The sequence below is a fragment of the Aliiroseovarius zhejiangensis genome (assembly GCF_014656375.1).
In the GTDB taxonomy this organism is placed as follows: Bacteria; Pseudomonadota; Alphaproteobacteria; order Rhodobacterales; family Rhodobacteraceae; genus Aliiroseovarius; species Aliiroseovarius zhejiangensis.
In genome coordinates, this window is the sequence record NZ_BNCH01000007.1 from 41,598 (window position 1) to 67,556 (window position 25,959).

28 protein-coding genes are annotated in these 25,959 nt (G+C 62.5%); 11 read left to right on the forward strand and 17 right to left on the reverse strand.

Features of this window, described 5'->3' with window-relative positions; all coding sequences use genetic code 11:
* Positions 1–15: 15 nt before the first annotated feature.
* From cobM to IE188_RS13910, 8 genes are all read right to left on the reverse strand, one after another.
* On the reverse strand, positions 16–807 hold the full coding sequence (gene cobM / locus IE188_RS13875) for a precorrin-4 C(11)-methyltransferase (protein ID WP_191287118.1): 792 nt from the start codon (positions 805–807) through the stop codon (positions 16–18).
* Positions 804–2,603, reverse strand: a complete 1,800-nt coding sequence (gene cobJ / locus IE188_RS13880; protein ID WP_191287119.1) for a precorrin-3B C(17)-methyltransferase — start codon at positions 2,601–2,603, stop codon at positions 804–806. Before cobJ ends, cobM begins: the two co-directional genes overlap by 4 nt.
* Entirely contained in the window at positions 2,594–3,295 is a 702-nt protein-coding gene (gene cobI / locus IE188_RS13885) for a precorrin-2 C(20)-methyltransferase (RefSeq protein WP_191287120.1), read from the reverse strand. Before cobI ends, cobJ begins: the two co-directional genes overlap by 10 nt.
* A complete protein-coding gene (gene cbiE / locus IE188_RS13890; protein ID WP_191287121.1) occupies positions 3,292–4,491 on the reverse strand; it encodes a precorrin-6y C5,15-methyltransferase (decarboxylating) subunit CbiE in 1,200 nt (399 codons plus the stop codon). Before cbiE ends, cobI begins: the two co-directional genes overlap by 4 nt.
* On the reverse strand, positions 4,488–5,180 hold the full coding sequence (locus IE188_RS13895; protein WP_191287122.1) for a precorrin-8X methylmutase: 693 nt from the start codon (positions 5,178–5,180) through the stop codon (positions 4,488–4,490). The genes cbiE and IE188_RS13895 overlap by 4 nt, the downstream gene beginning before the upstream one ends.
* Positions 5,177–6,412, reverse strand: coding sequence for a sirohydrochlorin chelatase (locus IE188_RS13900; RefSeq protein ID WP_191287123.1), 1,236 nt, complete (start codon positions 6,410–6,412; stop codon positions 5,177–5,179). The genes IE188_RS13895 and IE188_RS13900 overlap by 4 nt, the downstream gene beginning before the upstream one ends.
* Positions 6,413–6,415: 3 nt before the next feature.
* Entirely contained in the window at positions 6,416–6,649 is a 234-nt protein-coding gene (locus tag IE188_RS13905; RefSeq protein ID WP_191287124.1) for a DUF6732 family protein, read from the reverse strand.
* A gap of 233 nt (positions 6,650–6,882) precedes the next feature.
* A complete protein-coding gene (locus IE188_RS13910; protein WP_229836837.1) occupies positions 6,883–7,710 on the reverse strand; it encodes a protein-disulfide reductase DsbD domain-containing protein in 828 nt (275 codons plus the stop codon).
* A 116-nt stretch (positions 7,711–7,826) separates the two neighbouring features.
* Between IE188_RS13910 and IE188_RS13915 the strand changes: the two genes are divergently transcribed.
* Positions 7,827–8,417, forward strand: a complete 591-nt coding sequence (locus IE188_RS13915; protein ID WP_229836841.1) for a YqgE/AlgH family protein — start codon at positions 7,827–7,829, stop codon at positions 8,415–8,417.
* A 120-nt stretch (positions 8,418–8,537) separates the two neighbouring features.
* Here IE188_RS13915 and IE188_RS13920 read toward each other — a convergent pair whose 3' ends face one another.
* Positions 8,538–9,494 carry an L-threonylcarbamoyladenylate synthase gene (locus IE188_RS13920; RefSeq protein WP_191287126.1) on the reverse strand — a complete coding sequence of 319 codons (957 nt, stop codon included), beginning with the start codon at positions 9,492–9,494 and terminating at the stop codon, positions 8,538–8,540.
* Between the two features lie 107 nt (positions 9,495–9,601).
* Here IE188_RS13920 and IE188_RS13925 point away from each other — a divergent pair, with 107 nt between their 5' ends.
* A complete protein-coding gene (locus IE188_RS13925; RefSeq protein WP_191287127.1) occupies positions 9,602–11,323 on the forward strand; it encodes an acyl-CoA dehydrogenase in 1,722 nt (573 codons plus the stop codon).
* Positions 11,320–12,363 carry an MBL fold metallo-hydrolase gene (locus IE188_RS13930; RefSeq protein ID WP_229836843.1) on the forward strand — a complete coding sequence of 348 codons (1,044 nt, stop codon included), beginning with the start codon at positions 11,320–11,322 and terminating at the stop codon, positions 12,361–12,363. Before IE188_RS13925 ends, IE188_RS13930 begins: the two co-directional genes overlap by 4 nt.
* On the opposite strand, the gene IE188_RS13935 is transcribed toward IE188_RS13930, so the two are convergent.
* On the reverse strand, positions 12,360–13,310 hold the full coding sequence (locus IE188_RS13935) for an NAD(P)-dependent oxidoreductase (RefSeq protein ID WP_191287128.1): 951 nt from the start codon (positions 13,308–13,310) through the stop codon (positions 12,360–12,362). The two genes, IE188_RS13930 and IE188_RS13935, sit on opposite strands and share 4 nt — an antisense overlap.
* Positions 13,311–13,464: 154 nt before the next feature.
* On the opposite strand from IE188_RS13935, the gene IE188_RS13940 reads away from it, so the two are divergent.
* From IE188_RS13940 to IE188_RS13950, 3 genes are all read left to right on the forward strand, one after another.
* Entirely contained in the window at positions 13,465–13,926 is a 462-nt protein-coding gene (locus tag IE188_RS13940) for a DUF6173 family protein (protein ID WP_229836844.1), read from the forward strand.
* Between the two features lie 78 nt (positions 13,927–14,004).
* Positions 14,005–14,142, forward strand: a complete 138-nt coding sequence (locus IE188_RS13945) for an aa3-type cytochrome c oxidase subunit IV (RefSeq protein WP_308442459.1) — start codon at positions 14,005–14,007, stop codon at positions 14,140–14,142.
* Between the two features lie 33 nt (positions 14,143–14,175).
* Positions 14,176–14,772 (forward strand): hypothetical protein, encoded by a 597-nt coding sequence (locus IE188_RS13950; RefSeq protein ID WP_191287129.1) that lies wholly within the window; start codon positions 14,176–14,178, stop codon positions 14,770–14,772.
* A gap of 9 nt (positions 14,773–14,781) precedes the next feature.
* Here IE188_RS13950 and IE188_RS13955 read toward each other — a convergent pair whose 3' ends face one another.
* The gene (locus tag IE188_RS13955; protein WP_191287130.1) at positions 14,782–15,111 is read right to left on the reverse strand and encodes an AzlD domain-containing protein; all 330 of its coding nucleotides are present in this window, start codon (positions 15,109–15,111) and stop codon (positions 14,782–14,784) included.
* The gene (locus IE188_RS13960) at positions 15,108–15,821 is read right to left on the reverse strand and encodes an AzlC family ABC transporter permease (RefSeq protein ID WP_191287131.1); all 714 of its coding nucleotides are present in this window, start codon (positions 15,819–15,821) and stop codon (positions 15,108–15,110) included. The genes IE188_RS13955 and IE188_RS13960 overlap by 4 nt, the downstream gene beginning before the upstream one ends.
* A 47-nt stretch (positions 15,822–15,868) precedes the next feature.
* Between IE188_RS13960 and IE188_RS13965 the strand changes: the two genes are divergently transcribed.
* The 3 genes from IE188_RS13965 to IE188_RS13975 are packed head-to-tail and all read left to right on the forward strand — an operon-like array spanning position 15,869 to position 19,133.
* On the forward strand, positions 15,869–16,759 hold the full coding sequence (locus IE188_RS13965) for a formate dehydrogenase accessory sulfurtransferase FdhD (RefSeq protein ID WP_229836862.1): 891 nt from the start codon (positions 15,869–15,871) through the stop codon (positions 16,757–16,759).
* A complete protein-coding gene (gene mobA / locus IE188_RS13970) occupies positions 16,756–17,376 on the forward strand; it encodes a molybdenum cofactor guanylyltransferase MobA (RefSeq protein ID WP_191287133.1) in 621 nt (206 codons plus the stop codon). The genes IE188_RS13965 and mobA overlap by 4 nt, the downstream gene beginning before the upstream one ends.
* Entirely contained in the window at positions 17,373–19,133 is a 1,761-nt protein-coding gene (locus IE188_RS13975) for a bifunctional molybdopterin-guanine dinucleotide biosynthesis adaptor protein MobB/molybdopterin molybdotransferase MoeA (RefSeq protein ID WP_191287134.1), read from the forward strand. The genes mobA and IE188_RS13975 overlap by 4 nt, the downstream gene beginning before the upstream one ends.
* Before the next feature lie 69 nt (positions 19,134–19,202).
* Here IE188_RS13975 and smpB read toward each other — a convergent pair whose 3' ends face one another.
* Positions 19,203–19,679, reverse strand: coding sequence for an SsrA-binding protein SmpB (gene smpB / locus IE188_RS13980; protein ID WP_191287135.1), 477 nt, complete (start codon positions 19,677–19,679; stop codon positions 19,203–19,205).
* Positions 19,680–19,759: 80 nt separating this feature from the next.
* Positions 19,760–20,629, reverse strand: a complete 870-nt coding sequence (gene dapA / locus IE188_RS13985; RefSeq protein WP_191287136.1) for a 4-hydroxy-tetrahydrodipicolinate synthase — start codon at positions 20,627–20,629, stop codon at positions 19,760–19,762.
* 140 nt (positions 20,630–20,769) lie between these two features.
* Between dapA and IE188_RS13990 the strand changes: the two genes are divergently transcribed.
* The gene (locus IE188_RS13990; protein WP_191287137.1) at positions 20,770–22,731 is read left to right on the forward strand and encodes a lytic transglycosylase domain-containing protein; all 1,962 of its coding nucleotides are present in this window, start codon (positions 20,770–20,772) and stop codon (positions 22,729–22,731) included.
* On the opposite strand, the gene IE188_RS13995 is transcribed toward IE188_RS13990, so the two are convergent.
* A complete protein-coding gene (locus IE188_RS13995; RefSeq protein ID WP_191287138.1) occupies positions 22,721–23,593 on the reverse strand; it encodes a DMT family transporter in 873 nt (290 codons plus the stop codon). The two genes, IE188_RS13990 and IE188_RS13995, sit on opposite strands and share 11 nt — an antisense overlap.
* A gap of 11 nt (positions 23,594–23,604) precedes the next feature.
* Positions 23,605–24,282 (reverse strand): tRNA (5-methylaminomethyl-2-thiouridine)(34)-methyltransferase MnmD, encoded by a 678-nt coding sequence (gene mnmD / locus IE188_RS14000; RefSeq protein WP_191287139.1) that lies wholly within the window; start codon positions 24,280–24,282, stop codon positions 23,605–23,607.
* A gap of 54 nt (positions 24,283–24,336) precedes the next feature.
* On the opposite strand from mnmD, the gene IE188_RS14005 reads away from it, so the two are divergent.
* Positions 24,337–25,377, forward strand: coding sequence for an NAD(P)/FAD-dependent oxidoreductase (locus tag IE188_RS14005; RefSeq protein ID WP_191287140.1), 1,041 nt, complete (start codon positions 24,337–24,339; stop codon positions 25,375–25,377).
* On the opposite strand, the gene IE188_RS14010 is transcribed toward IE188_RS14005, so the two are convergent.
* Positions 25,374–25,919, reverse strand: a complete 546-nt coding sequence (locus tag IE188_RS14010; protein WP_191287141.1) for an NADPH-dependent FMN reductase — start codon at positions 25,917–25,919, stop codon at positions 25,374–25,376. The genes IE188_RS14005 and IE188_RS14010 overlap by 4 nt on opposite strands.
* Between the last annotated feature and the right edge of the window lie 40 nt (positions 25,920–25,959).

Below are 25,959 nucleotides of genomic sequence, written 5' to 3' on the forward strand. Positions count from 1 at the left end.
ACGACGCCATGCGGATCAGGTATTGTGGTCTTCCACCAGATCGACGCCAACCACCGGGCGCAGAACATGGGGCACCGCCGGGTCATAAAGCGCGCTGTCCTTGAAATCGCGACCGCGATCCAGCGCGGGACCGACGAGGATCAGCGCGGTGCGGGTGATTTTCTCGGCCCGCACTTTCTTGCGGATGTCAGCGATGGTGCCACGAATGAACATTTCGTCCGGCCAGCCAACGCGGTAGGCGACGACCACCGGGCAATCTTCGCCATAATACGGCGTCAGCACCCGTTCGATTTCCCGCATATTGCGCACGGCCAGGTGAATGGCCAGCGTCGCACCGGTCTTGGCGAAGTTCTCAAGGCTCTCGCCCTCGGGCATCGAAGTCGACTGCATCGACATGCGGGTCAGCACAATCGACTGGGCAATTTCAGGGATGGTGAGTTCCTGCCCCAGAGCGGCGGCGGCGGCGGCATAGGCGGGCACGCCGGGGATGACCTGATAGTCGATCCCGTCCGCGTTCAGACGGCGGATTTGCTCGGCAATTGCACCATAAAGCGACGGATCACCCGAATGCACCCGCGCCACGTCTTCGCCGCGTTTGTGGGCGGCAAGGATTTCGGCGTGGGTATCATCGAGCGTCATGGGCGCGGTGTCCATGACCTTGGCCCCTTCGGGCGCGCAGGCCACCACCTGCGGCGGCACCAAGGACCCTGCGTAAAGGCAAACCGGGCATTCGCCGATCACACGCTGGGCTTTCAGGGTCAGCAATTCGGGGTCACCGGGGCCTGCGCCAATGAAATAAACGGTCATGACAGATCTCCGTCGATGCGGCGGGCATAGCCGCGCGGGGTGAACATACGCGGGCCATCGCCCAATTGGGCGAGGCGCGAGTTACTCGATCCGACCAGCACCACGGTCAGCATGTCGACCTCATCGACCTCCAGCTCGTCCAGCCGGCGATAGCGGATGTTCTCAGTGGGGCGACCCAGATTGGAGGCCAGCATAACAGGCGTATCCGCCGGTCGGTGTTTGAGTAGAATGTCACGTGCTTCGGCCAACAGCGTGCGGCGTTTCATCGACACCGGGTTATAAAAGGCGATCACGAAATCCCCTTCGGCGGCAGCATGAAGGCGCTTCACGATGTCTTCGCGGTGGGTCAGCAGATCGGAGAGCGAAATCGCGCAGAAATCATGGCCCAATGGCGCACCAGCCCGCGCAGCAGCCCCTTGCAGCGCCGACACACCGGGGGTGGACACCACTTCGACGCGGCGGGCGGCATCGGTGACACCCTTCTCTTCTTCCGACCGATCCAACAGCTCATAGACCAGCGCGCCCATCGCATAGATGCCCGCATCCCCCGAACAGACCAGCGCCACGTTCTTGCCTTTGCCCGCCTGTTCCAGCGCGTAACGGCAACGATCTTCTTCGCCACCCAGCGGGAAATCAGAGCGGGTTTTGCCCGCCGCCAAAGGCCCGATCAGGTCGATGTAAAGGCCGTACCCCACCAGTTCCTCGGCTTCCTGCAACAGGTGGCTCGCTTCGGGTGTGCGCCATGTGTGCTGGCCCGGCCCGATCGAGACGATCGAGAGCTTGCCGCGCGCGCGACCCGGCATTTCGGTGATCGGATCGGGGGCGCGGGCAATGGCGCAGGTGGTGTTGGCGGTTTTGACCTTTGGCACGACCAGTTCGGCGTCGGGACCGGCAGCGGCCAGCGCGGCCCCTTCGGACACACCATGACAACCAACTTCTTCGAATACCACGTCAGACGGATTTGCCAGACGCGCGGTTTGCGCTTCCAAATCGGCGGCAGAGAACACACGGAACGGCACACCCAGACGGCGGGCCAGTTGGGTCATCGCCAGCTCGTCCGCCTTCAAATCCAGTGAGGTCACACAGGCAATCGCTTCGGGCGCGATATTGGCGGCGGTCAGCTGTTCGGACACGTTCTGCCACAGCTCTTCGGGGTCCGCGTTGCGCGCACAGCCCACGCCCAGCGCAAAGCGCTGCGGGTGGTAGGCCAGACGGGTTGGGCCGGTCTCGACGGGCGCTTCGCTCACGGCCAGTTCGACCGCGCCGCCCGTATCCTCGATATCAAAGATATTCTCACCCGTGACCGAGACCCCGGCACCTGACAAGAGTTCCGCCATCGCCTCTTTCGCGTCTTCGGGATTGGCAAGGCGATAGCCCAAGGGGGGTTCGTCCAGCGCCACCCCCAGCGACACATCGCCCGCCGTGGTGACGGCAGCGGTCGCACCGATTTCTTCCGCGACCCGGCTGGCCAGACGGTTCGCACCGCGATGCCCGCCTAACAAAGGCACCACAACCGATCCATCATCCGAGACAGAGACCACGGGCGGCTCGGTGGTTTTGTCCGCCAGAAGCGGCGCAACCGCGCGGATCAGAATGCCGGACGCACAGACACCAACCACGGGTGTGCCAGCTGCAAACAGCATCCGCACGTGATCCAGCGCATTTGGAAAGAAAGCATCTGCCGCAGAGACGCGTCCCTCACGACCGTGCACCTGCGCATCCAACAGCTTGGCGACCCGATGGGCCAGTTTCTCGCCTGATTTGTTCAGACACACGACAACAGGCGTCACAGCCATGGATCATTTCCTTTCGCAAGAAGGATCATCGAAAAATAAGGGGCTTTGGGGGGTGCATCGGCCAAGGGCAGAACGACCTCCTCCGGCAGCGAGGCACGTTCGATATAGGTGGCTTTGTCGACCAGTCCCAAATCTTCGATCACACCACGTATCTTGCGAAGGTGGCGCCCCACCTTCATGATCGCCACACTTTCGGCCCCTTCGATACGGGCGCGCAACTCGTCTTCGGGCAACGGACCGGGCAAGACGGTCAGCCGTTCGTTGCGTGCCACCAAGGGGCTGCGAGCGCGGGCAGCGCAAGCGGTGACCGAGGTGACGCCCGGCACGATCTCGGTCCGGAACCGATCGGCCAGGCGGGCGAACAGATACATGAAGGAACCATAGAAAAACGGGTCGCCTTCGCACAGCACCACCACGTCATCCCCGGCTTCCAGCCGCGCGGCGATCTTGGCGGCACCCGCGTCATACGCTTTTTGTGCAGGGGCACGCTCGACGGTCATCGGGATGTCCATTGCGATCTCGTCCGCGCTGTCCGCGATCAGATGCGCAGCAATCGAGCGGGCAAAGCTGTCGCCGCCTTCCAGCGTCGGGAAGGCGACCACTTTGGCAGATCCAATCAGCCGCGCCGCCCGAAGCGTCATCAGGTCGGGGTCGCCCGGCCCAAGGCCCACACCGTAAAGTGTTCCGCTCATCTTTTGATCAGGCTCCACTGTGTGACGGGGCGCAGCGGTTTCCAGCCGGAATGGGGCCCGAGTGGCTCGGCGCGTTCAACGGACAGCTTCACCAGTTGACCCCCATGTTTTTGATGCAGGGCGGTCAGGCACATCTCGCTTTCAATTGTGACAGCGTTGGCCACCAGTCGCCCCAACGGTTTCAGCTCGGACCAGGCGGCATCGAAAACTGCTTCCGACAAGCCGCCGCCGATGAAGATCGCATCGGGTGCCTCCAACCCGACCAGAGCATCGGGCACTTTCCCTTCGACCAGGTCCAACTTCGGCACGCCCAGCGCCAGCGCATTTGCCGCCGCCATGGCGCGACGATCCGCGCGCGGTTCGACACCGATGGCGCGGGCATAGCGTGCGCCACGCATCCATTCGATCGCAATCGAGCCGCATCCGGTGCCGATGTCCCACAGCAACGCCCCACGCATCGGCATGAGTTTGGCCAGCGTGACCGCGCGGACCTCTTGCTTGGTCATGGTGCCGTCGCTTTGGAACAGATCATCCGCCAGCCCCGGAACGCGCGGCAACAGCGCGGCATCGGGGGCGGCGACGCATTCCACGGCCAGCGTGTTGAACTCCGGCACATCGTGATTCCAGTTTTCGGCAATGCCGTCGAACCGCGCCTCGTCCTTGCCACCCATATGGGCCAGCACGGTCATGCGGGATTTGCCAAAGCCACGCTCGGTCAAGAACCGCGCGATCTGACCCGGCGTTTCTGCCCCGGTGGTCAGAACAAGAAGCCGGATGTCGGGCTGGATGAAGGCGATCATCTGCTCGACCGGGCGACCATGCACGGTCAGTGTTTCCAGATCAGCCATCGACCATCCCATGCGCGCAGCGGCCAGTTGGAATGCGCCCACCTGTGGGTGATAGACGATCTGCGTCGAGTCGATATGACGACCGATTTTGGCCCCGACCGAATACCAAAGCGGATCGCCCGTCGCCAGAACAACAACACGCTTGCCCGCGCGACTGATCAGTTCGTCAATCAGGCTGTCGAAGGGCGACGGCCAGGCCAGACGCTCGGCATCGCCTTCGATCAGGTCATGGTGACGGGTGCCGCCGACGATCACTTCGGCGGCGTCGACAACGGCGCGGGTGGCGGGGGTCAGACCATCAAGTCCATCCTCTCCAATCCCGACGATATGGAGCCACGGGGTATTCATGTTGTTTCCTCCGGCAATCCGGCGGCCAGCGCGTTGACCGCGGCCGATGCGATGGCTGATCCGCCGCGCCGCCCGCGCAACGCGACAAATTCGCAACCGCGCGGGTTGTTCGCCAGTTCCGCCTTGCTTTCGGCGGCACCCACGAACCCGACCGGGAATCCAAGGATCACAGCGGGTTTTGGGGCACCTGCGTCGATCAGTTCCAGCAGGTGGAACAGGGCCGTGGGGGCGTTCCCCACGGCGACCACGGCGCCGTCCAGCCGGTCCAGCCACAGCTCGACCGCAGCGGCAGAGCGTGTGTTGCCAATCTTCTTTGCAAGGCCCGGAACCGACGGATCGTTCAACGTGACGATCACGTCATTCTCCGCAGGCAGATAGCGGCGAATGATACCCGCCCCGACCATTTCGCAATCGCAAAACACCGGTGCACCGGCCATCAGAGCGGCGTGACCGACCTCATAAGCGTTTGGCGAAAAGGCCAGACGATCCGCCACCTCGACCATGCCGCAGGCGTGGATCACGCGGGTCGCAAGCGCCGCCATACCGCCGGGAAACCGATCCAGCCGTGCTTCCTTGCGCAGGGTCGCGAAGGACTGCGCATAGATGGCGCCCGGATCGCGTTCATACCTGAGCGCGGGGCGCGTGGGTGCGGCCCCGTTGGGGCCCGAGGAGCGGCCACCTTCGCTCATTTTGAGCGCGCCGATTCTGGTCCGTGCGGGTGTTTTGCATGGGGGTATTCGGCATGCACGTGATCATGGTGATGATCGTGATGGTGATGGTGATGGTGGTGGTGATCATGGGGGTGGCCATGGCCATGATGATCATGGTCGTGGTGATGGTGGTGCCCCATATGCAGGCGGCATTCGCCGGTGCAGAAGGTGTCGCAGAACGAACAATCCGCCACGTTCGACCCTGGTGCAGACGCCCCCTGCCCTTCGACATGGTGGTGGTGGCTTTCCTGAATGGCGCCGACTTCGGCTTCAAACCCCAACACCTCGACCCGGTATTTGCACATCACGCAAGTCGGGGGTGGCACATCGGCATAGGCCGGATGCTTGGCGCGTTCTTCGACCGGAATGGTGCGGTCCTCATCACCCTCCAGCGCCAGAACCTGCGTGCGATATCCACAGGTGCCGCAGTTGGGTGGCGGCACGGTGCCAAGCTGTTCGGTGATCCGTTCAGCGAAGGTCTCCAACACCTTGGGGTGGTCGTTCAGATACCCGGCCTTCACGAATTCAATCTCGGGATGGGAAGCCGCGACCTTGTCGGTGAAGCCATAAATCCGGTCGATCAGGATGCCCGAGAACAGGAAATAAGGGAACACCACGACCCGCTTGTAGCCCAGCCTGACCACGTGGTTCAGGCACGGTTCGACCAGAGGGAAGGTCACACCGGAATACCCGACCTCAAGCCAGCCGAAGCCCATGCCCTCCTGTAGCAGGCGCGCCACCTTGGCGACGTTGCCATTGGCATCGGGGTCCGAGGCGCCGCGCCCGATCACCACAAGGCATGTTTCCTCAAGCGGCACGTCACCATGTTCGGCATTGGCACGTTCGACAGCCTCGCGCACGCGATCCCCGGCGGCAGCGATCATCTTGGGGTCCACCCCCAACTCGCGGCCATAGCTGACCTCGATCCCATGCTTCTTGGCATAGGTGTTCAGGACAGTCGGGATGTCATTTTTCGTGTGCATCGCAGCGAACAGCATCCCGGGCACGGCCAGAATGCGATCACACCCCGCCTCGCGCAGACGGTCCAGCCCGTCGCGGATCACCGGGTTGGCAAACTCCAGATAGCCATAGTCGGTCATCCAGTCCTTGGGCAGCAAAGCAGGCAGCTTTTCGGCCAGCACGGCGAACTGATCCACCGCGTCCTGGCTGCGCGAGCCGTGGCCGCAGATCATCACACCAATCTTCGACATGGTCTATGCCTCCTGCAATTCGTCTTCGTCGGAAGTATCATCGGCGGCTTCTCCTGCATCGTCGGCTTGCGACGCTTTCGCCCCCTTCAGCGCAGCCCAAAGCCCGATAGCGGCCGCCAGCCCGATCAGGATCATGCCGCCGACGTGACCATGTCCGGCAATCTCTCCGATATGGCCGGGATGGGCGATGGCGGGGCCAGCCAAAAGGCCAAAGGCAAGAAGTATCAGTCGGGTCATGCAGACATCCTTTCACGCAGAATCTGGGCGCAAAGAGGCTGTCCCTTGTCATCGACGACGCTGTGTCCGATCCCCGTTGCGGGTCGATCTTCGACAGCCAACCTCTCTGGCCCGATGGGCTTCGTCGTCCAACCGTATAGGGCGGGGTACGGGGGATCGCAACGGGAAAGGCGGCAGGATTGCGGGCAGGGGCGACCAATGACCTCAAGATCGCCAGAGCTGTGTGCCTGACGTCAGCCGCCGGTGCAGCCGCGTATATCAACGCCGCGCCCGGCCGCTAAAACGGTCATCCGCAGGTCAGAGCGGTTCAGCAGGATCGATTTGCCGCTGCCGGGCACAAGATCGGCCACGGTGATCAGGGCGTTTCCCTGCCGCTTCGTCATGCGCGGCGACACCCAGACCGAGGGGTCGGCGGTTTCCACCACGACCACCTCGTTCGGGCCAAGCTTGGGCAAATCCATTCTGACGGTGACGCGCAGCCCATCTTTCGTCGGCTCCACATCGCAAACCGCGCGGCGCAACCCGGCCTCGTCCGCGGTATCGGGTCGTTGGCGCAGCGCCTGCTTGATCGGTGCCTTCGACCCCGCCCCTTGCGCGGGCAGTTCAACGGCAATCTTCGCGTCCATCGGCATACAGACATCAAGGCACACGCCCAGATTGACATTGCCGGACAGCGAAATAGGCTTGTCCGCCATCTTGGGAACAAGGGTCATGGGCAACACAAGCTCGTGTGCGTAACCGATGGATTGCACCCCGCCCGAGGTGAAGACATCCGGCACCGGCCAGTGAAACTGCACGGCAGACAGGTTCCCCGACCCCTGCCAGTTCAGGCTTGGGGGTATCCCCGCCTCGCCCGGCGCGCGCCAATAGGTTTTCCAACCCTCCGCCAGCCGGATGCGCAGCGCGGCGACGTGATGCCCGCTTGCATCCCGCCAACCGGGCAGAACGTCGATCTTGACCACGTCTTCAGGTGCAGGCGGCATTCCGCTGCCGGAAAACGCAGGCGCGGCAAAGGACGCAAGCGCGACAACAGCAGCAGATATGGCGGATTTCAGCTTCATGCCCCGATACATAAGCGCAGAGCCTTCAATGTGAAATCACATTTCAGGGAGAGAACGTTACCATTTTCCACCCATTGCATCTTGCCTTTCCCCACGGGCGGCGGTTTTCTGAACATATGAGCACGGATGACAGCATCTCTGACCCGAAGCCGATGGACCTGAGCGGCAAACTTCTGATCGCCATGCCGGGCATGGGCGATCCGCGGTTTGAACACTCGGTCGTTTTCATGTGCGCTCATTCGCCCGAAGGCGCGATGGGGTTGATCATCAACAAACCTGCCCCCGACGTGTCGCTGGGGGATGTGCTGGCGCAGCTGGACATCAATGCAGGCGCAACGACCAAGGCCGCGCATGTCTTTTTCGGCGGCCCGGTCGAAGGTGGGCGCGGGTTTGTGCTGCATACGGCGGAATATGACAACGATGCCTCGACCCTGAAAGTGGACGACGCGTTTTCGATGACCGCAACGCGTGATATTCTGGAAGCCATGGCCAACGGTGAAGGCCCGGAAAACGCCTTGGCCGCGCTTGGCTATGCGGGCTGGTCGCCGGGGCAGTTGGAGGCCGAGATTCAGCAAAACGCCTGGCTGACCTGCGACGCCGAGAAAGCCATCGTCTTTGCCGATGACAGCGACGGGAAATGGAAGGCGGCGTTGGCCAAGCTGGGGGTTGATCCGCTGCTTCTGTCAGCAGAAGGCGGTCACGCCTGATCGCCTGCTAAGGCGTTTCGCGATAAACCTGAATCACAGCTTGTCGCGAAACGCAGTGTACCGCTCATATGTTGCGCGCGTTTCGCCTTAAGTGATGTCTCAAGTTTCAGGCGAAACGCTTTAGTCACGTGGCGCCGCAGCCCGGCGCAGGCGATCATTGATCGCGCGACCCATCCCATGATCGGGAATCGGGGACACGGCAATTGGGCTGTCCCCTTCGGCGTCCAATTGGTGCAGATATCTGAACAGGTTTGCCGCCGCCTCGACCAGATCACCCGATGGTGACAAGTTCAGATCGGCGTCCACGTGACCAAATCCCAACAGGCGCTCACCGGGGCGGGTGGTTTCGGCGTTCAGGCGCAACTCTGCTTCCGGCGCATAATGTGACGATAGCTGCCCCGGCGCGGTGATCCCTGCACTGGTCTGCCGCGCGGCGATGGGGCCGCCTAGCGCAGATTCAATCGCCTCGACGGGCAGCCCGCCGGGGCGCAGCAGGACCGGGGCGGGCTCGAACCCGACGATTGTGCTTTCCAACCCGACCTCGCAGGGGCCACCGTCCAGCACAGCCTCGATCCGGCCGGACAGGCCGTCCATCACATGTTGCGCGGTCGAGGGGCTGATGCGGCCCGATGGGTTGGCCGAGGGCGCGGCGACGGGAACGCCGGCAGCTTCAAGCAACGCGTGACCCAGGGGATGTGCCGGCACCCGCACCGCCACTGTGGGAAGGCCTGCAGACACCAAGGCCGACAGGGGACCGCCAGGTTTCAGGGGCAGCACCAAGGTCAATGGGCCGGGCCAGAACGCCTGCGCCAGATCCTGCGCCGCGCCCTCAAGCACCGCGATGTCGCGCACCGCTTCGAGCGTTGGTACATGCACGATCAGCGGGTTAAAACGAGGGCGCCCCTTGGCCGCGAAGATGCGGGCGACCGCATGATCGTTGGTGGCATCCGCGCCAAGGCCATAAACCGTCTCGGTCGGGAAGGACACAAGGGCACCGGCACGCAGCAGTTCGGCTGCCCGCGCGACACCGCCCGCGTCACCCGGCAGGGTTTCCGTGTTCAGATCATCCTTGGTCATGACGCTGCGTTTTCCTTTGCCACCCCCCCGACCTTCGGTAATGGGGGAATAGAGGCCCAGTTAATGGCCAAACGCCCAGATGCCAAGAGATTTGCCAAGGATCGACCATGACCTATCGCGCGACAACCGACGATTTCCAGTTCCTGCTGGACCATGTCATCGGCTATAACCAACTGCCCGAAACCGAGCTGTTCGAGGATGCGACCCCCGATGTGGCCATGGCCGTTCTGACCGAAGCGGGCAAGATGTGCGAGGATATTCTGGCGCCCTTGAACCGCAACGGCGACCTGACGCCTGCCAAGCTGGAAAACGGTGTGGTGCGGACGTCGCCGGGGTTTGCGGATGGCTATAAGGCGATTGCCGAAGGCGGCTGGATCGGCATGGCCGCAGACCCCGAATATGGCGGCATGGGCCTGCCGCTGACCCTGCAAACGGCGGTGAATGACATGATGTCGGCCAGTTGCCTGTCGTTGCAACTGTGCCCGTTGATGACGCAGGGCCAGATCGAAGCGCTGGAGCATCACGCCTCGGACACGCTGAAAGACCTGTATCTGCCCAAGCTGATCAGCGGCGAATGGGCGGGCACGATGAACCTGACCGAACCGCAGGCGGGGTCCGATGTGGGGGCGCTGTCCACCAAGGCCGAGGACAATGGCGACGGCACCTATGCGATCACCGGGCAGAAGATCTTTATCTCGTGGGGCGACAACGACATCACGGACAATGTCTGCCACCTTGTGCTGGCCCGTCTACCCGATGGGGCGCCCGGCACAAAGGGGATCAGCCTGTTTCTGGTGCCGAAACTGATCCCGGACGCCGACGGAAATCCGGGCGAGCCGAACAGCCTGCGCGTCGTCAGCCTTGAACACAAGATGGGTCTGCACGGCAGCCCCACCGCTGTGATGTCCTTTGAAGGGGCGAAGGGTTGGCTGGTTGGTGAGCCACACAAAGGCATGGCCGCCATGTTCACCATGATGAACAACGCCCGCATGGGCGTGGGTGTGCAGGGCTATGGCGTCGGTGAACGCGCGTATCAAGAGGCGCTGGCCTATGCGATGGAACGCAAGCAGGGGCGCTCTCCGTTGGGCGACGCAGGCACAGGCACAATCATCGACTTTGCCGATGTGCGCCGGATGCTGACCCAGATGCGGGCAGAGCTGTTCGCGGCGCGGTCGATGGCGCTGTCGCTGGCACTTGCCATTGATATGGCGCGCGCGACGGGGGACGACGACTGGACAGCGCGCGCCGCGCTTTTGACCCCCATCGTCAAGGCCTATGGCACCGAGGTTGGCATCCTTGTCAGCCAGCTTGGCGTGCAGGTCCATGGCGGCATGGGGTATATCGAGGAAACCGGCGCCGCCCAGCATTCGCGCGACGTGCGTGTGACCGCGATCTATGAAGGCACCAACGGCATTCAGGCGATGGACCTTGTGGGGCGCAAGCTGATGGACGGGGGCGAGGCCGCCTTCCGCCTGCTGGACGAGATCGAAAGCCAGGCCGAAGCCGCCCGTGCCGAGTTTCCGAACATGACCGAAGCCGTCTGGTCGGCGGCGGAAGACCTGCGTGAAACCACCGAATGGATGGTCGAACAGTCGGATATGCAGGATCGTTTTGCCGGGGCCGTTCCGTTCTTGATGGGCTTTGCCCGTGTGTTGGGGGCGCATTACCACCTGCGCGCTGCGATTGCCGAAGGTGGCAAAGGGCCACGGTCTGCGCTGGCCCGGTTCCACATCAACCGTCTGCTGCCGGAACACACCGCGCAGTTTGCGCAGGCGCGCGCGGGTGCGGCGGGGCTTTATGCGCTCAGCCCGGAAGATCTGGCCTCGTGAACAAACCGGTCGCAAGCCCGCTGCGCTTTCCCTTCCCCGACGCCCCCGGCGACGGCGAGGCGGTCGAGGTGGCGCAAGGCGTGCTTTGGATGCGCCTGCCCTTGCCGATGGCGCTGGATCACGTCAACGTCTTTGCCTTTGACGACCCCGACGGCTGGACCATCGTGGACACGGGCTTTGACACCAACAAGACACGCCGCATTTGGGATAAGTTGTTGGCCGGTCCATTGGGCGGCAAACCCATCGCGCGTGTGATCGTGACCCACCATCACCCCGACCATGTGGGGCTGGCGGGGTGGTTTCAGCGTGACCACGGGGCTGAACTTGTGACCACCCGCACCGCTTGGCTGTTTGCCCGGATGCTTCTGCTGGATGAACAAATGGTGCCGGTGGACGAAACGCTTGCCTTTTGGCGCGCGGCGGGCATGGCGCGCGAGGTGTATGAGAAACGGCTCAAGGAGCGCCCGTTCAACTATGCCGACATTGTCGCCGACATGCCGCTGGGCTTCACACGCATCAAAGAGGGCAGCCGCCTTCACTTTGGCGGGCGCGATTGGGACGTGCGGATCGGCAATGGCCACGCACCGGAACATGCGACGCTGTGGTCCACCGATGGCGCGCTGGTGATTGGCGGCGACCAGCTTCTGGCCACGATCAGCCCCAATCTTGGCGTCTATGCTACTGAACCCGAGGCCGACCCGGTCGGTGACTGGCTGGAAGCCTGCGAACGCCTTTCGCAATATGCAACCCCGGACCAACTTGTCCTGCCCGGCCACAAACTGCCCTTCACCGGGTTGCCGACGCGGATGCGCCAACTTATCGCCAACCACCACGGCGCGCTGGACCGGCTGGAGGCGTTTCTGGAAACGCCCCATGTGGCTGGTGATTGCTTCCCCCCGCTGTTCAAGCGCGAGATCTCAGGGGGTGAATACGGGCTGGCGCTGGTCGAGGCGGTCGGTCATTTGAACCATCTGCTGCATGAAGGGCGCGTCACGCGCACCCGCCGCGCAGATGGCGCGTGGCTTTGGCAAAAAGCCTAGCTGCGCCCGCGCGGCACCACCTCATACCCCGGTTCTTCGGGCTCATCATCCACCATCTCGGCGGGGAAGCCGGGGGCGGTGATGTCCAGCCCTGTCGCCTCTTCCAGCCTGCGAATGATGTCATCTGATTGCGCGCGGTCGCCATAGCGCGCGATGCCGTCATTGAAAATCTCGACCATCAAGGGCGAGATTTCCAGCGGCACGCCCGCCCGGTCGGCAATCGCCTGAAACAAGCCAATATCCTTTTTCACAAGGTCCATGGTGAAGGAAATATCGCGCGATCCGTTCAGGATCACCTGACTTTCCGTTTCATGCACGAACGACGTGCCAGACGAGATTTTGATCGCCTCATAGGTGGTCGCAAGATCAAGCCCGGCGGCTTTCATCGTCACCAACGCCTCGCAACAGGTCAGCAGGTTGGCGGTGGCCAGATAATTCGTCATCACCTTCAGAACCGAGGCCGAGCCAAGCGGGCCAGTGTGCAGAACCCGGCGACCCATGGTGGTCAGAAGCGGCAACACCCGTTCAAACGTCGCCCGGTCACAGCCCGCAAAGATCGAGATATTGCCCGTATCCGCCCGATGGCATCCGCCCGACACCGGGCAGTCGACCGCCGCGCCACCGCGCGCGATCACCTCGGCGCCCAGGCGTTTGACCTCGGCCTCGTCGGTGGTGGACATTTCCAGCCAGATTTTGCCGGGTCGCACGTGCTCCAACATCTGGCCGACGACAGCAGCGGACGCCGCTGGCGATGGCAGACAGGTGATAACGATGTCGCAACCCTGCATCAGATCGGAAGCGTCGTCCGACGCCTTTGCCCCACGCGCCACGAAATCCGCAACACGGTCAGGATCAAGATCCAGAACCGTCAGATCCCTGCCGTTGCGAAGCAGACTGCCAGCCAGTTTCCCGCCGACATTTCCCAACCCTATGAAACCTATTTTCACGTTCTCATCCTTTGCTGCGTGCAGACGGGCCAGATACACGGTCGGCCCTTGCGCGGTATTTGCAAGATCGAGGCGATCTCGCGATCGTCAGGTGACGCCCCTGAATGTGTGTGCCACAAAGAGCAGAGTGAACTGTAAATCGTTGTGAGGCCAGATGGCGAAGAAAAAGCAGACCGACCGCCCCAACCCGCCCCGCGCGCATACTGCCAGGTGCAGCGAGGACGGGCCCGTTGTCGTCGACGACCAACCCTTGCCCAAGAAGGTGGCCGAAACGCCGCTGGAACAGAAAAGCCCGGCGGAATGGGCCTATGAGCGGCTGATTCTCTATATCAAGAACTTCGAGGAACAGTTGGACAATGAACACGAGGTCGCGATGGGCTTCACTGGTGGCGATGCCGGTGTGCTGCGGATCGAAGGGATCGGGTATTTCGACCCTGATGTGCTGACATTCTACGGGTCGGATGGCGAAGGCACGAAAACGCAGTTGATCCAGCATGTCAGCCAGCTGTCGGTCATGTTGCGCGCCCTGCCGAAACGGATCGAAAGCGAAGCCCCCAATCGCATTGGGTTTCGCCTGGCTGCCCAGTTGGAGGACAGTGACGCCGCCGAGGGCTGATCTGCAATCCGGCCCGTGACAGACGATTACAAATCGGGTAATTGAAACTTCAACGCAGGTTTGTGAACAGGAAGACACATGATGGAAGATCACGTACACGGAACGATGGACACCAGCGAGCAGGAAAAAACCTTTGAAGGTTTTGTAAAGTTTTCAGCCCGCGCGGTGATCGCTTTCTTGGTGGTGCTGCTTCTGCTGGCGATGTTCAACGCCTGAGGCTACGGCCTGTTATCGAGTTAGGATTTCCCGATGTTGCGATTGATCATGGCTGTGTCGCTGTTGCTGACGCTTGCGGCCTGCGGAGGTGCAGACAATGTCTGGGCCAGCGACGAGGCCGTGTCGCGCGCCAAGTACCGGCATGGCGGGCCACCCACGATCACCTTGTTCACCGTGATTTCGAACAAATCCGGGGCAGGCGCTCATTCCGCGCTGATGATCAACGGGTCCGAGCGGCTGATCTTTGATCCGGCGGGGACGTGGCATCACCCGAACCTGCCCGAACGGCTTGACGTGCATTACGGCATGACCGACAAGGCGGTCGATTTCTATATCGATTACCATGCCCGCATCACCTATCACGTGGTGCGGCAGGACATCGTGGTCAGCCCCCAGGTGGCGGAAATGGCGATCCGGGCGGTCGAACGGTATGGCGCGGTGCCAAAAGCGCAATGCGCCACTTCGGTCGGGACCATTCTGCGCAGCCTGCCCGGGTTCCAGTCGGTCAAACCCTCGATGTTTCCGAAGAAGATCATGGATCAGTTCGCAGCCTTTCCGGGGGTGACCGAACGCAAATTCTATGACAACGACCCGGAAGAAAACGGCGTGATTCTGACGCGCGGCATCTGACCCGCGCGTCTAGCCCAGCAGGTAAAGCAACCCGTAAAGCGTGGCGGCCCCGGACAGGATCGCGGCCAGCACATTGCGGCTGAAATACCCCACCGACAAGGTCATCAGTGCAGCACCCAGCCGGGCCGGATCGGTCACCCCGCCGGTCGCGGCGGGCCACAGGACCAGCGGCGCGACCAGACCCGGCAACACGGCGACCGGCGTGTAACGCAAGTGGCGCAACAGCCATTCCGGCATCGGGCGATCCCCGACGATCCCAAGGAAACTGAACCGGATCAGGAAGCTGCCAATCGCCAACGCGACAATGACGATCCAGACCGTGATGTGATCCGTGATCATTGTCCCGCCTTTCGCGTCATCAGAAGCTCGACCTGCGCCCCGACGATCATCGCGCCGATGGCGGCGACCAGAAGGCCGGAGCCATAGGGCATCCACGCCATCAAAAGCGCCAAAACAACCGATGTCGTTGCAGCAGCCACATGCGCCAATGTTCGCAAAGCAGGGGCAATCATCGCCAGAAAGGTAATCGGCAGCGCAAAATCCAGCGCAAGTGACGGCGGCACCTGCGCCCCGGCCACAGCCCCCACATAGCTTGCGCCATACCAAAGCGGCGCCAGCGGCGCGACAGTCCCGATATAGTAGGCGAACCGCTCGGACACGGTCAGATCGCGCTCCATCTCGAACTTGATCTGGGACAGGGCATAGGCCTGATCCACCATGAAATAGGCAACCAACGCCCGTTTCCACATCGGGGCTTTGCCCAGATAGGGGGTCAGGGACGCGCTATACATTGCCATGCGAAGGTTCACCGCCAACGCAGTCAGGATCACGATGATCGTCGGCGCATTCTCGGTCATCAACTGAACCGCGGTAAACTGGGCCGCGCCAGCAATCACCAGCACAGAAAAGCTCATCACCTCGACCACGTTCAAACCGGCTTCGGTCGCGACCACGCCAAACAGCGCAGCGAAGGGAACGATCACCAGGATGAATGGCAAAGCGTCACGCACACCGCGCAGGAAATGTCGTTTCGGGTTGGACGAAGTCATCATCGGGTCCTAAGTTGCGCACTACGCTTACGGCGTCATGGCAGGAGTTGCAATTGGCCACCGAAGACAAACTTTCCGACTATCTGATCGCGCCCCTCCCTGCCGATCCACGCCTGACGCGGGCGGTGGACGGCTTCGACGAAACAGGTGCGCCCGTCCATGTATCGGTCGTAGAGGAACGCCCGCTGACCATCTTCCTGAATAAGCGCGAGATCGTGACCGCCATGACCATCGGTGACTATCCCGAATATCTTGCGCTCGGCTTTCTGCGCAATCAGGGAATGCTGTCCGACGATGACCAGATCACGGGTGTGGACTATGACGAAGATATCGACACCGTCGTGGTACGCACTGAGGTCGTGACCGACTACGAAGACAAGCTGGCGCGCAAAACGCGCACCTCGGGCTGTGCGGTCGGCACCGTGTTCGGCGACATGATGGAGGGGTTGGAGGGGCTGACCCTGCCCGCAGCCCCCCTGAAAACCTCGTGGCTGTATGCGCTGGCGCAGAAGATCAACCGCACGCCCTCGCTCTATCTTGAAGCCGGCGCCATCCACGGCACGGTTCTGTGCCAGGAAGACCGCCCGCTGGTCTATATGGAGGATGTGGGCCGCCACAATGCCGTCGACAAGGTGGCTGGCTGGATGCTGTCCGAAAGCGTCACGGGGGCTGACAAGATCCTCTACACGACTGGCCGCCTGACGTCCGAGATGGTGATAAAGACCGCGCAAATGGGCATTCCCGTGCTGGTCTCCCGCTCTGGCTTCACCGCGTGGGGGGTAGAAATCGCGCGCGAGGTCGGTTTAACCCTGATCGGGCGGATGCGCGGGCAACGGTTCACCTGTCTGTCCGGCGAAGACCGCCTGATCCGCGACATGGACCCCGCGCATGTGATGCGCGAAGACCGCAAACACCGCCGCAAAGGGGCGGGCGCATGACCAAGCCGGTCGGCATCATTCTGGCGGGTGGTCTGGCCACCCGGATGGGCGGGGGCGACAAGGGGCTGTTGCCCTTGGGGGATGGCACGCTTCTGTCGCAGGTCATCGACCGACTGGCCCCGCAAGTGGAGGCAATGGCCCTGAACGCCAATGGCGACCCCACGCGGTTTGCAGGCCTCGGACTGCCGATCCTGCCCGACAGCATCGACGGGTTTGCCGGGCCTTTGGCCGGTGTGCTTGCAGGGCTGGATTGGGCGGCGGCGCAAGGTGCGACGCAGGTGGTATCCGCCGCCGCAGACACCCCGTTTTTCCCCCGCGATCTGGTCGATCGGCTGACGCAAGCGGCGCGCGCGGCCAACGCTCCGATCGTCCTTGCCGCCACGCTGGACCCTGATCGCGGCCCGATGCGTCAACCGACCTTCGGGCTGTGGGATGTCACCTTGCGCGACGATCTGCGGACCGCCCTTGAAGACGGGCTGCGCAAGGTCGTGCAATGGACCGACAGCAACGGCGCTGCGCAAGCCGTTTTCGACCCTGACCCGTTCGACCCGTTCTTCAACGTGAACACCCCCCAAGACCTGACCCGCGCCCAATCCTTGCTGGAGTCCGCCCCATGAGAATCTTCGGCATCACCGGCTGGAAAAACTCCGGCAAAACCGGGCTGATGGAGCGTCTGATCACTCATTTCACCGCCAAGGGACTGCGGGTCTCGACCCTGAAACACACCCATCACGGCGTCGATCTGGAGCGTCCCGGCACCGACACGCACCGCCACCGCGGGGCGGGCGCGCAAGAGGTCGTGCTGACCTCATCCGCCCGCGTGACGATCCTGCACGAGCTGCGCGACACCGCGGAACCCGCGCTTGACGACCTGATTGCCCGGCTGACCCCCTGCGATCTGGTGTTGATCGAAGGGTTCAAATCCGCCCCCCACCCCAAGATCGAGGCCCACCGTGCGGCAACGGGCGCGGCGCTGCTGGCCCCCAAAAACGACACTATCCGCGCGGTTGCCAGCGACACCCCCTTGCCCGACATCGACCTGCCAGTTTTCGACCTTGACGACACCGCTGCCATTGCTGCTTTCATCGAGGTCGCAACGGGCATGGCCCGAAAATCCTCGGCCAAGCTGGCAAATGACTGTTTCGCCCTGCCCCCCGGCGTGCATTGGACCCCGGTGGACGAAGCGCTTGAGACCCTGCAAAGCCGCCTGACGCCCATCACCGGCACCGAAACGATTCCTCTGGCACAGGCGCGCGGCCGTATTCTTGCAACGGACCATATGGCGGTGCGCGCCAACCCGCCCGGCGCAAACGCGGCAGTTGATGGCTATGGTTTTGCTTATGCCGGGCTTCCGACAGGTGACACGATCCAGATGCCCCTTGTCGATGGACGTGCCGCCGCTGGCGCACCCTTTGCAGGCACGGTGCCAATGGGCCACGCCATCCGCATCCTGACTGGTGCCCTGCTGCCCGACGGGGTCGACACCGTCGTGATGCAGGAAGACGTGCAGATCGACGGCCAAACCGTCAGCTTTCCCTCAGGCGTGAAGCCCGGCGCAAACGCCCGCGCCACAGGCGAAGACGTGGCCGCCGGCAAGCTTGCCCTGCCCGCAGGCCACAAAATGCGCGCCCCGGATGTGGCCCTTCTGTCGGCGCTTGGCCTGCCGGATGCTCAGGTCCATACCAAACTGCGTGTTGGCGTCTTGTCCACCGGCGATGAACTGACTGAGCCCGGCACCACGCTGGACGTGGGCCGCACCTATGACGCCAATCGCCCGATGCTGCTGTCACTGGCGGAAAATTGGGGCTACACCCCGGTCGATCTGGGGCATGTGGCCGATGATCGACACAAGCTGCGCAGTGCCTTTGACGATGCGGCCACCAAAGCGGACGTCATCCTGACCTCCGGCGGCGCATCGGCGGGCGATGAAGACCATGTCTCGGCCCTGCTTGAACAGACCGGATCGCTGCACCACTGGCGCATCGCGATCAAACCGGGCCGCCCGCTGGCACTTGCCCAATGGAACGGCACGCCCGTCTTTGGCCTGCCCGGCAACCCTGTCGCCGCCCTGATCACCACGCTGATCTTCGCCCGCCCCGCCTTCTCGAAACTCGCGGGCGGCCCTTGGCTTACCCCACAAGCCTTTGACCTGCCCGCCGCCTTCACGAAATCCAAGAAGCGCGGACGCCGCGAATACCTGCGCGCGCGGGTCAATGATGAGGGTCAAGTTGAAGCGTTCAAATCCGAAGGTTCCGGCCGCATCTCGGGCCTTAGCTGGGCCACGGGTCTTGTCGAACTGCCAGACGAGGCACTTGACATCACACCCGGCACCCCCGTGCGCTTCCTGCCTTATACGGGTTTCGGCTTAACGTAATCAGTGTTTCTTCTGGCCGAAAATATCCTAGGGTGAATGCGCGCATGCGCAGAGGGGCAAGGCCCCTTCTTAATCCCCGTGCCGCAACAACCGCTGTTTCTGGCGGCCCCAATCCCGCTTGGCCTCGGTCGCGCGTTTGTCATGGGCCTTTTTGCCCTTTGCGATGCCGATCTTGATCTTCACCAGACCCTTGTGATTGAAATACATGACCAGAGGCACAAGGGTCATGCCCTTGCGCTGGGTCGCATTCCACATCTTCGCAATCTCGCGCTTTGAGGCCAGCAGCTTGCGCTTGCGCCGCTCAAGATGCCCCCAGGTCACGGCCTGTTTGTAAGGCGCGATATAGGCGTTGGTCAGGTAAAGCTCTCCATCTTCGACCGCCGCGTAGCTTTCGGCGATATTGGCGCCACCTTGACGCAGGGACTTCACCTCGGACCCCATCAGAACGATGCCGCACTCGATATCTTCCTCGATCGCGTAATCGTACCGCGCGCGCCGATTGTCGGCGATCACCTTGTAGTTGGGGTCATCTTTCGTCTTGGCCATGTCGCGGATGTAGGGCTTTGCCCCGCCCCTGTCCAGCCCGGCCCCCCGCAAATCGCACGGAACCGGACAACAGGTTCAGTTCAGAGACCCGCCTGGCGCATTGCGTCGTCCAGCGCCGCCTTGGTCTGATCGGTCAGGCCGACCAGCGGCGACCGTACCTCTTCCGAACAAAGCCCCAACTTCGACAGCGCATATTTCGCTCCGCTGGTGCCCGGCTCCAGAAAGATTGCCTTGTGCAGCGGCATCAACTTGTCGGCGATCTCCAACGCGCGGGCATAATCACGTTCAAGGGTCGCGGTCTGCATATCGGCACACAGGCGCGGGGCCACGTTCGCCGTGACCGAGATACAGCCCTGCCCGCCCTGGGCATTGAACCCGTGCGCGGTGGCGTCTTCGCCGGACAGTTGGACAAAATCCTTGCCGCAGGTCATGCGCTGCATCGACACGCGGGCCAGATCGCCGGTCGCGTCCTTCACGCCGATGATATTCTTGTGCTTTGCCAGCTCGCCCATTGTTTCCGGCGTCATGTCCACGACCGACCGGCCGGGAATGTTGTAAATCACGATCGGCAAGTCCACCGCATCGGCCACGGTCAGGAAGTGGTGGATCAGCCCGCGCTGGGTCGGTTTGTTGTAATAGGGTGTGACCACCAGACCTGCCGCCGCGCCCACGCGTTTGGCATGTTCCATGAACCGCAGGGTTTCCACAGTGTTGTTCGACCCGGCGCCCGCAATGACCGGCACGCGTCCGGCGGCAGACTCGACCACCGCTTCGATCACCGCTTCATGCTCTTTATGGGTCAGGGTCGGGCTTTCACCGGTCGTCCCGACAGGCACCAATCCGTGCGACCCTTCGGAAATCTGCCAGTCCACCAAGCGTTTGAGCGCGTCGAAATCCACTGCGCCGTCCTTGAACGGCGTGACCAGGGCAGGAAGAGATCCTTTGAACATGACACGCTCCATCTTGTTGTATCTGATTTCAGGCGGTGCAAACTGACTCGCACCCGCAAACGCGGCGGAAACTAGCCGGGTTCAACACAAATGCCAAGTTTGTGTGTTGCGTATCCGGCGGCCATTACTAGTTTTTCCCCATGAGCAGGATATTCAAACACACAATCGGGGCCTTGTCCCTGTCACTCTTGCCCTTTCTGGCGATGTCGAAAGGGGCAGTGGCGCAAGAATCAAGCGCGGTGAACGCGTTGAAGCAGGCGGTGCAACAGGCCCGCTCGGAGGACTGGCCCGCAGCCTTGTCGACGGCACAGGGCGGAGGGCCTTTGGTGCGCGATATCGTCGAATGGCACCGGTTGCGCCGTGGCGAGGGCAGTTTCGAGGACACCCGCGCCTTTTTGGCGAAACACCCGGATTGGCCGGGTCTGAAATACCTGCGCAAGCAATCCGAAGAGAGTATTCCGCATCGCTACGATCCACAGAAGGTGTTGGCATTCTTCAAACAGGAACCACCGCAAACCGGCCGGGGTGCGCTGCGGCACGCCGAGGCGTTGACCGCGACAGGTGCCGCCGAAGAAGCCCGCGCCCAGATCATCCTGGCCTGGACCACCCTGTCGCTGGACGAAGAAGAACATGATGCGTTCCTGTCCCGCTATGGCGACACGCTGAAACCCTATCACTGGGACCGGCTGGATATGCTGCTTTGGCGCGGCGATACGCAGGACGCGGGCTGGATGCTGCCGTTGGTCGACAAGGATCATCAGGCGCTGGCCAAAGCGCGACTGGCCCTGCGCAAGAAGAAAGACGGCGTCGACGCGCTGATCGCCGCTGTTCCTTCTGCTTTGGCAGATGATCCGGGGCTTGCCTATGAGCGTTTTCTGTGGCGGGCGTCGAAGGGGCGCAATCAGGACGCGATCGACCTGATCCTTACCCGTTCCAATAGCGCGGCATCGCTTGGAAAACCGCATCTCTGGGCCAGTTGGCGCCGGGTTCTGGCGCGGTGGTCGATGCGCGAAGGCAAGGCGCAGCAAGCCTATCAACTGGCGGCGTTCCATCACCTGTCCGGCGGGTCGGATCAGAACGACCTTGAATGGATCGCGGGTTATGTCGCGCTGCGCAAGTTGAACGACCCCGTCACGGCGCTGGAGCATTTCCAGGCGTTCCGTCTGGCGGTGGACACACCGATCAGCATGGGTCGCGCGGGGTATTGGCTGGGTCGCGCCTATGAGGCGTCGGGCGACGCGGTCGCGGCACAGGCTGCCTATGAGCTGGGCGGCGAATATCAGACAAGTTTCTATGGTTTACTGGCGGCTGAAAAGGCCGGGCTGCCCATGGACCCGACATTGACCGGTAACGAGCCATTTCCCCCGTTCAAACAAGCACGGTTTTGGGGCGGGACGGTTATGGAAGCCGCGCGCCTGTTGCAAGCGGCTGGCGAACTCTATTGGGCCGAACGGTTTACCGTGCATCTGGCCGAAAGCCTTAACCGAGAAGAGATCGGCCAGCTTGCCGCATGGGCCGAAAGCGTGGATGAGCCGCATTTGCAGGTGATGATTGCCAAACAGGCCGCCCGTGTTGGTCTGACGATTCCGCGCCCCTATTATCCGACGCCGGATATCGGGCGCGGCAACCGAACGGTTCCCCGCGCGCTTGAGCTTGCCATCGCACGGCGCGAAAGCGAATTTGACCCCAGCGTCATGTCCGGTGTGGGCGCGCGTGGGTTGATGCAGCTCATGCCCGGCACCGCATCGGACATGGCCAAGCGTCTGGACATGCCATACTCGAAATCACGCCTGATCACGGATCCCGAATACAACACACGATTAGGGTCGGAATATCTTGCCAAACTGATCGAGGATTTCGGCATGAACCCGGTGCTGGTGTCCGTGGCCTACAATGCAGGGCCGACCCGCGCGACACGGTGGTCGGAGCAACTGGGCGATGTGCGTGCCGGTTCGACCGATATCATCGACTGGATCGAGCATATTCCGTTCCGCGAGACCCGGAACTACGTCATGCGCGTGGCAGAAAGCCTGCCTGTCTATCGCGCGCGGCTGACCGGCAAAACCGAACCGCTTTCGCTGTCAAAGGAGCTTAAGCAATAGGCCGGGCCGCACGGCGGCTGCGGAGGAGGGTAAATATCCCCGCGCCGACCACGATGGCGGCACCAATCACCACGTTCGTGCGAAGCTCTTCCCCAAACAGGGATACACCAAGGATCGAGACGAAAACGAGTTGCAGATAGGCGAAAGGCTGGACCACGCTGGCCTCGGCAAATTCATAGCATTTGATCAGGAGCCAGTGCCCCAGCACACCGGTGACACACAGAAGCGCCATCCAGCCCCAGTCACGCGCGATCATCGGCTCCCAAAACGCAGCACCGATGCCGGTCATCACGACCGCGCCAACTATCCCGGTCCAGAAAAAGCTGGTCTGGGTGCTGTCGGTTTTCGCCGCCAGCCGGGTCAGCAGCCCGTAAAGCGCGAACATCAGCGCACCGATCAAGGGCACGATCGCCTCGGGCGCGAAGACTCCGACGCCGGGTTGCAGAATGACCAGAATGCCGATGAACCCGATACCGATGGCCAGCCATCGCCGCCAACCCACTCGTTCCCCCAGCACCGGGCCAGAGAATGCCGCGACCAGCAGCGGATAACACGCAAAAATCGCGTGGCTTTCCACCAGCCCCAGAAGCACGAATGACAATACCGTCACGCAGATTTCCAGCGCCAGAAGCGCGCCGCGAAAGATTTGCAGATAAGGGCGGGCGGGACGCAGGGCACTCCTTAGACCACCATTGCGACGGGTCAACCAGATGACGAACGCGGCAAAGAACCAGTACCGGATCATCACCACCATCCAGACACTATAGGCATCGGCAAGGTGGCGCGAAATGCCATCCTGCATGGCGAAAACGAAGGTCGCCCCAATCATCAGCAGAATACCGGCGCGGGTGTTTTGCTCCATCTGGCGGCTCCTCAGGGGCGCAGGGTGCCGCGGCTCATGTGCCGCTTGCGTCCATAGCCCGGTGAGCGTTCCACATCAAAGCCCGCCGCGTCCAGCCCCCGGCGCACGAATCCGGCGGCAGTATAGGTCGCGAATGTGCCACCGGGCGCAGTGTGTGCACCAACCTGCTTCATCAACTCGTCGCCCCATAGTTCAGGGTTCTTGGCGGGCGAGAAGCCATCCAGAAACCACGCGTCAGCCTTGTCCTGCCAAGCGGGCAGGGTCTGGCGGGCATCGCCGGTGATCACGTCGACGGCGAAACCATCCAGATCGAACGAGCGCACGCCATCACCCCATGCCGACAGGAATGGCGCGGCGACAGCACGCGCTTCGGGAAAGGCGCCCAGCGCCTTGGCAATGTCGTCGGCCGCCATCGGAAACGCCTCGAACGAAGTGAAGCGGACGCCGGTTGGTGCGCCTGCGTCGCGCCACAACAAGAACGTCGCCAGCATGTTCAACCCTGTGCCAAACCCCAGTTCGGCCACATGAAACCCCGGTGCAAACCGGGCGGGCAGATCGTTGCCGCTCAGGAACACATGGCGCGTCTCGGCCAACCCGTCTTCCAGCGAGAAATACGGGTCGTCAAACCGCGTCGCCACCGGTACGCCGCTGTCTTTCCATGTGATGTCTGCGTTCTGGTTCTTTGCCATGACTTGCCCTAGAACTCGGCCCAACGCGCGTGACCATGAAGAAGGACCGATGCTTTGGCAATCGTGGATGTGACCATTTATGGCGCGGGTATCTTTGGCCTGTCCGTGGCGTGGAGCTGCGTGAAGCGCGGTGCCAAGGTGCGCGTGATTGATCCGCATGGCGTCGGAGCGGGGTCGTCTGGAGGGTTGGTCGGAGCACTGGCCCCGCATGTGCCGGAACGATGGAACGCGAAGAAGGCGTTTCAGTTTGATAGCCTGATCATGGCGGAAGAGTATTGGGCCGAGGTTGAGGCTGTGTCCGGCCTGTCCTCGGGTTATGGCCGCACGGGGCGGCTGCAACCCATTGCCGACGACCGCCTTCTAACCCTGGCACATGAGCGGCAGGCCGAGGCTGCCACGTTGTGGCAGGGAAAGGCTGTGTGGGAGGTTCTCCCCGCCACTGACTTTCCGGGCTGGGCACCGGACAGCCCGACCGGATACCTGATCCACGACACGCTGACCGCACGGATGAACCCGCGACTGGCGGCACAGGCGTTGGCAAGCGCAGTTCAGGCAAAGGGGGGCGAGATTCAGACCGCTGGCCGCGAAGAAGGCTATGTCGTCTGGGCCACCGGCTGGCAGGGGCTTTTGGCCTTGTCGCAAGAGTTGGGGAAACCCGTCGGCAACGGCGTGAAAGGGCAAAGCGCGCTTTTACGTCACGACGCCGCCACGCTTCCGCAAATCTTTGCAGACGCGCTGCATATCATCCCCCATGCGAACGGCACAGTCGCCATCGGATCAACCAGCGAACGCGAATTCGATGACCCGACAGGCTGTGACGCCGCGATTGAGGACGTAATCGCCCGTGCCCGCGCCGCCTGCCCGGCCATCGCAGATGCGCCAGTCATTGACCGCTGGGCGGGCGTGCGCCCACGCGCAAAATCCCGCGCACCAATGCTGGGTCGCTATCCCGGCAGGCCCGGTCACTTCATCGCAAATGGCGGCTTCAAGATCGGCTTCGGCATGGGGCCGAAGGTCGGCGAGGTGATGGCCGATCTGGTGCTGGACGGGTGCGACACGATTCCCGAAGAATTCAGGGTTGAGGTCAGTCTTTAGGCCCGTTCAACCTCGGCCCGCAGCCTCTCCATCAACGCCGATAGCGTGGCTTCGTATCGCTCGCTTTTCAGCTTACCGCTTTCATCAAACTCCTGACGGCTACCTGCGACAGCCACGGATGGCCCGGTGATCAGGCGTGGCTGGAACGGCATCATCGCCAAAACCAATGAGTTTTGCGCCCGCACGCCCCCGGCCCGCCCCGCAGCAGCCGACATGATTGCCACCGGCTTGTCCGTCCACGGCATCGGTTTCACCCGGCTGACCCAATCAAGCGCATTCTTCAAAACGCCGGACAACATGCTGTTATATTCGGGCGTCGAGATGATGACCGCATCGGCCACCGCGATTTGCCCCGCCAGACGGACCACGCTGTCAGGCGCGCCGTGTGCGTCTTCGTCATCGGCATTGAAAAGTGGCAGAGCAAGATCGGCCTCGGTAAACTCCGCATCGCCATAAAGGCGCGCGGCGTTTCTGATCAGAAGCCGGTTCGTTGCGTCTTTACGCAATGACCCGGACATGCCAAGCAAACAATGATTGGACAATGGAACCTCCCTCAAGCGTCCCGCCAAGGTGCGGTGCGCG

Excerpts from the sequence above, each read along its gene's own strand:
- cobM (WP_191287118.1), bottom strand. The coding sequence starts at position 807 with ATGACCGTTTATTTCATTGGCGCAGGCCCCGGTGACCCCGAATTGCTG.
- cobJ (WP_191287119.1), bottom strand. The coding sequence starts at position 2,603 with ATGGCTGTGACGCCTGTTGTCGTGTGTCTGAACAAATCAGGCGAGAAA.
- cobI (WP_191287120.1), bottom strand. The coding sequence starts at position 3,295 with ATGAGCGGAACACTTTACGGTGTGGGCCTTGGGCCGGGCGACCCCGAC.
- cbiE (WP_191287121.1), bottom strand. The coding sequence starts at position 4,491 with ATGAATACCCCGTGGCTCCATATCGTCGGGATTGGAGAGGATGGACTT.
- IE188_RS13895 (WP_191287122.1), bottom strand. The coding sequence starts at position 5,180 with ATGAGCGAAGGTGGCCGCTCCTCGGGCCCCAACGGGGCCGCACCCACG.
- IE188_RS13900 (WP_191287123.1), bottom strand. The coding sequence starts at position 6,412 with ATGTCGAAGATTGGTGTGATGATCTGCGGCCACGGCTCGCGCAGCCAG.
- IE188_RS13905 (WP_191287124.1), bottom strand. The coding sequence starts at position 6,649 with ATGACCCGACTGATACTTCTTGCCTTTGGCCTTTTGGCTGGCCCCGCC.
- IE188_RS13910 (WP_229836837.1), bottom strand. The coding sequence starts at position 7,710 with ATGAAGCTGAAATCCGCCATATCTGCTGCTGTTGTCGCGCTTGCGTCC.
- IE188_RS13915 (WP_229836841.1), top strand. The coding sequence starts at position 7,827 with ATGAGCACGGATGACAGCATCTCTGACCCGAAGCCGATGGACCTGAGC.
- IE188_RS13920 (WP_191287126.1), bottom strand. The coding sequence starts at position 9,494 with ATGACCAAGGATGATCTGAACACGGAAACCCTGCCGGGTGACGCGGGC.
- IE188_RS13925 (WP_191287127.1), top strand. The coding sequence starts at position 9,602 with ATGACCTATCGCGCGACAACCGACGATTTCCAGTTCCTGCTGGACCAT.
- IE188_RS13940 (WP_229836844.1), top strand. The coding sequence starts at position 13,465 with ATGGCGAAGAAAAAGCAGACCGACCGCCCCAACCCGCCCCGCGCGCAT.
- IE188_RS13945 (WP_308442459.1), top strand. The coding sequence starts at position 14,005 with ATGATGGAAGATCACGTACACGGAACGATGGACACCAGCGAGCAGGAA.
- IE188_RS13950 (WP_191287129.1), top strand. The coding sequence starts at position 14,176 with ATGTTGCGATTGATCATGGCTGTGTCGCTGTTGCTGACGCTTGCGGCC.
- IE188_RS13955 (WP_191287130.1), bottom strand. The coding sequence starts at position 15,111 with ATGATCACGGATCACATCACGGTCTGGATCGTCATTGTCGCGTTGGCG.
- IE188_RS13960 (WP_191287131.1), bottom strand. The coding sequence starts at position 15,821 with ATGACTTCGTCCAACCCGAAACGACATTTCCTGCGCGGTGTGCGTGAC.
- mobA (WP_191287133.1), top strand. The coding sequence starts at position 16,756 with ATGACCAAGCCGGTCGGCATCATTCTGGCGGGTGGTCTGGCCACCCGG.
- IE188_RS13975 (WP_191287134.1), top strand. The coding sequence starts at position 17,373 with ATGAGAATCTTCGGCATCACCGGCTGGAAAAACTCCGGCAAAACCGGG.
- smpB (WP_191287135.1), bottom strand. The coding sequence starts at position 19,679 with ATGGCCAAGACGAAAGATGACCCCAACTACAAGGTGATCGCCGACAAT.
- dapA (WP_191287136.1), bottom strand. The coding sequence starts at position 20,629 with ATGTTCAAAGGATCTCTTCCTGCCCTGGTCACGCCGTTCAAGGACGGC.
- IE188_RS13990 (WP_191287137.1), top strand. The coding sequence starts at position 20,770 with ATGAGCAGGATATTCAAACACACAATCGGGGCCTTGTCCCTGTCACTC.
- IE188_RS13995 (WP_191287138.1), bottom strand. The coding sequence starts at position 23,593 with ATGGAGCAAAACACCCGCGCCGGTATTCTGCTGATGATTGGGGCGACC.
- mnmD (WP_191287139.1), bottom strand. The coding sequence starts at position 24,282 with ATGGCAAAGAACCAGAACGCAGACATCACATGGAAAGACAGCGGCGTA.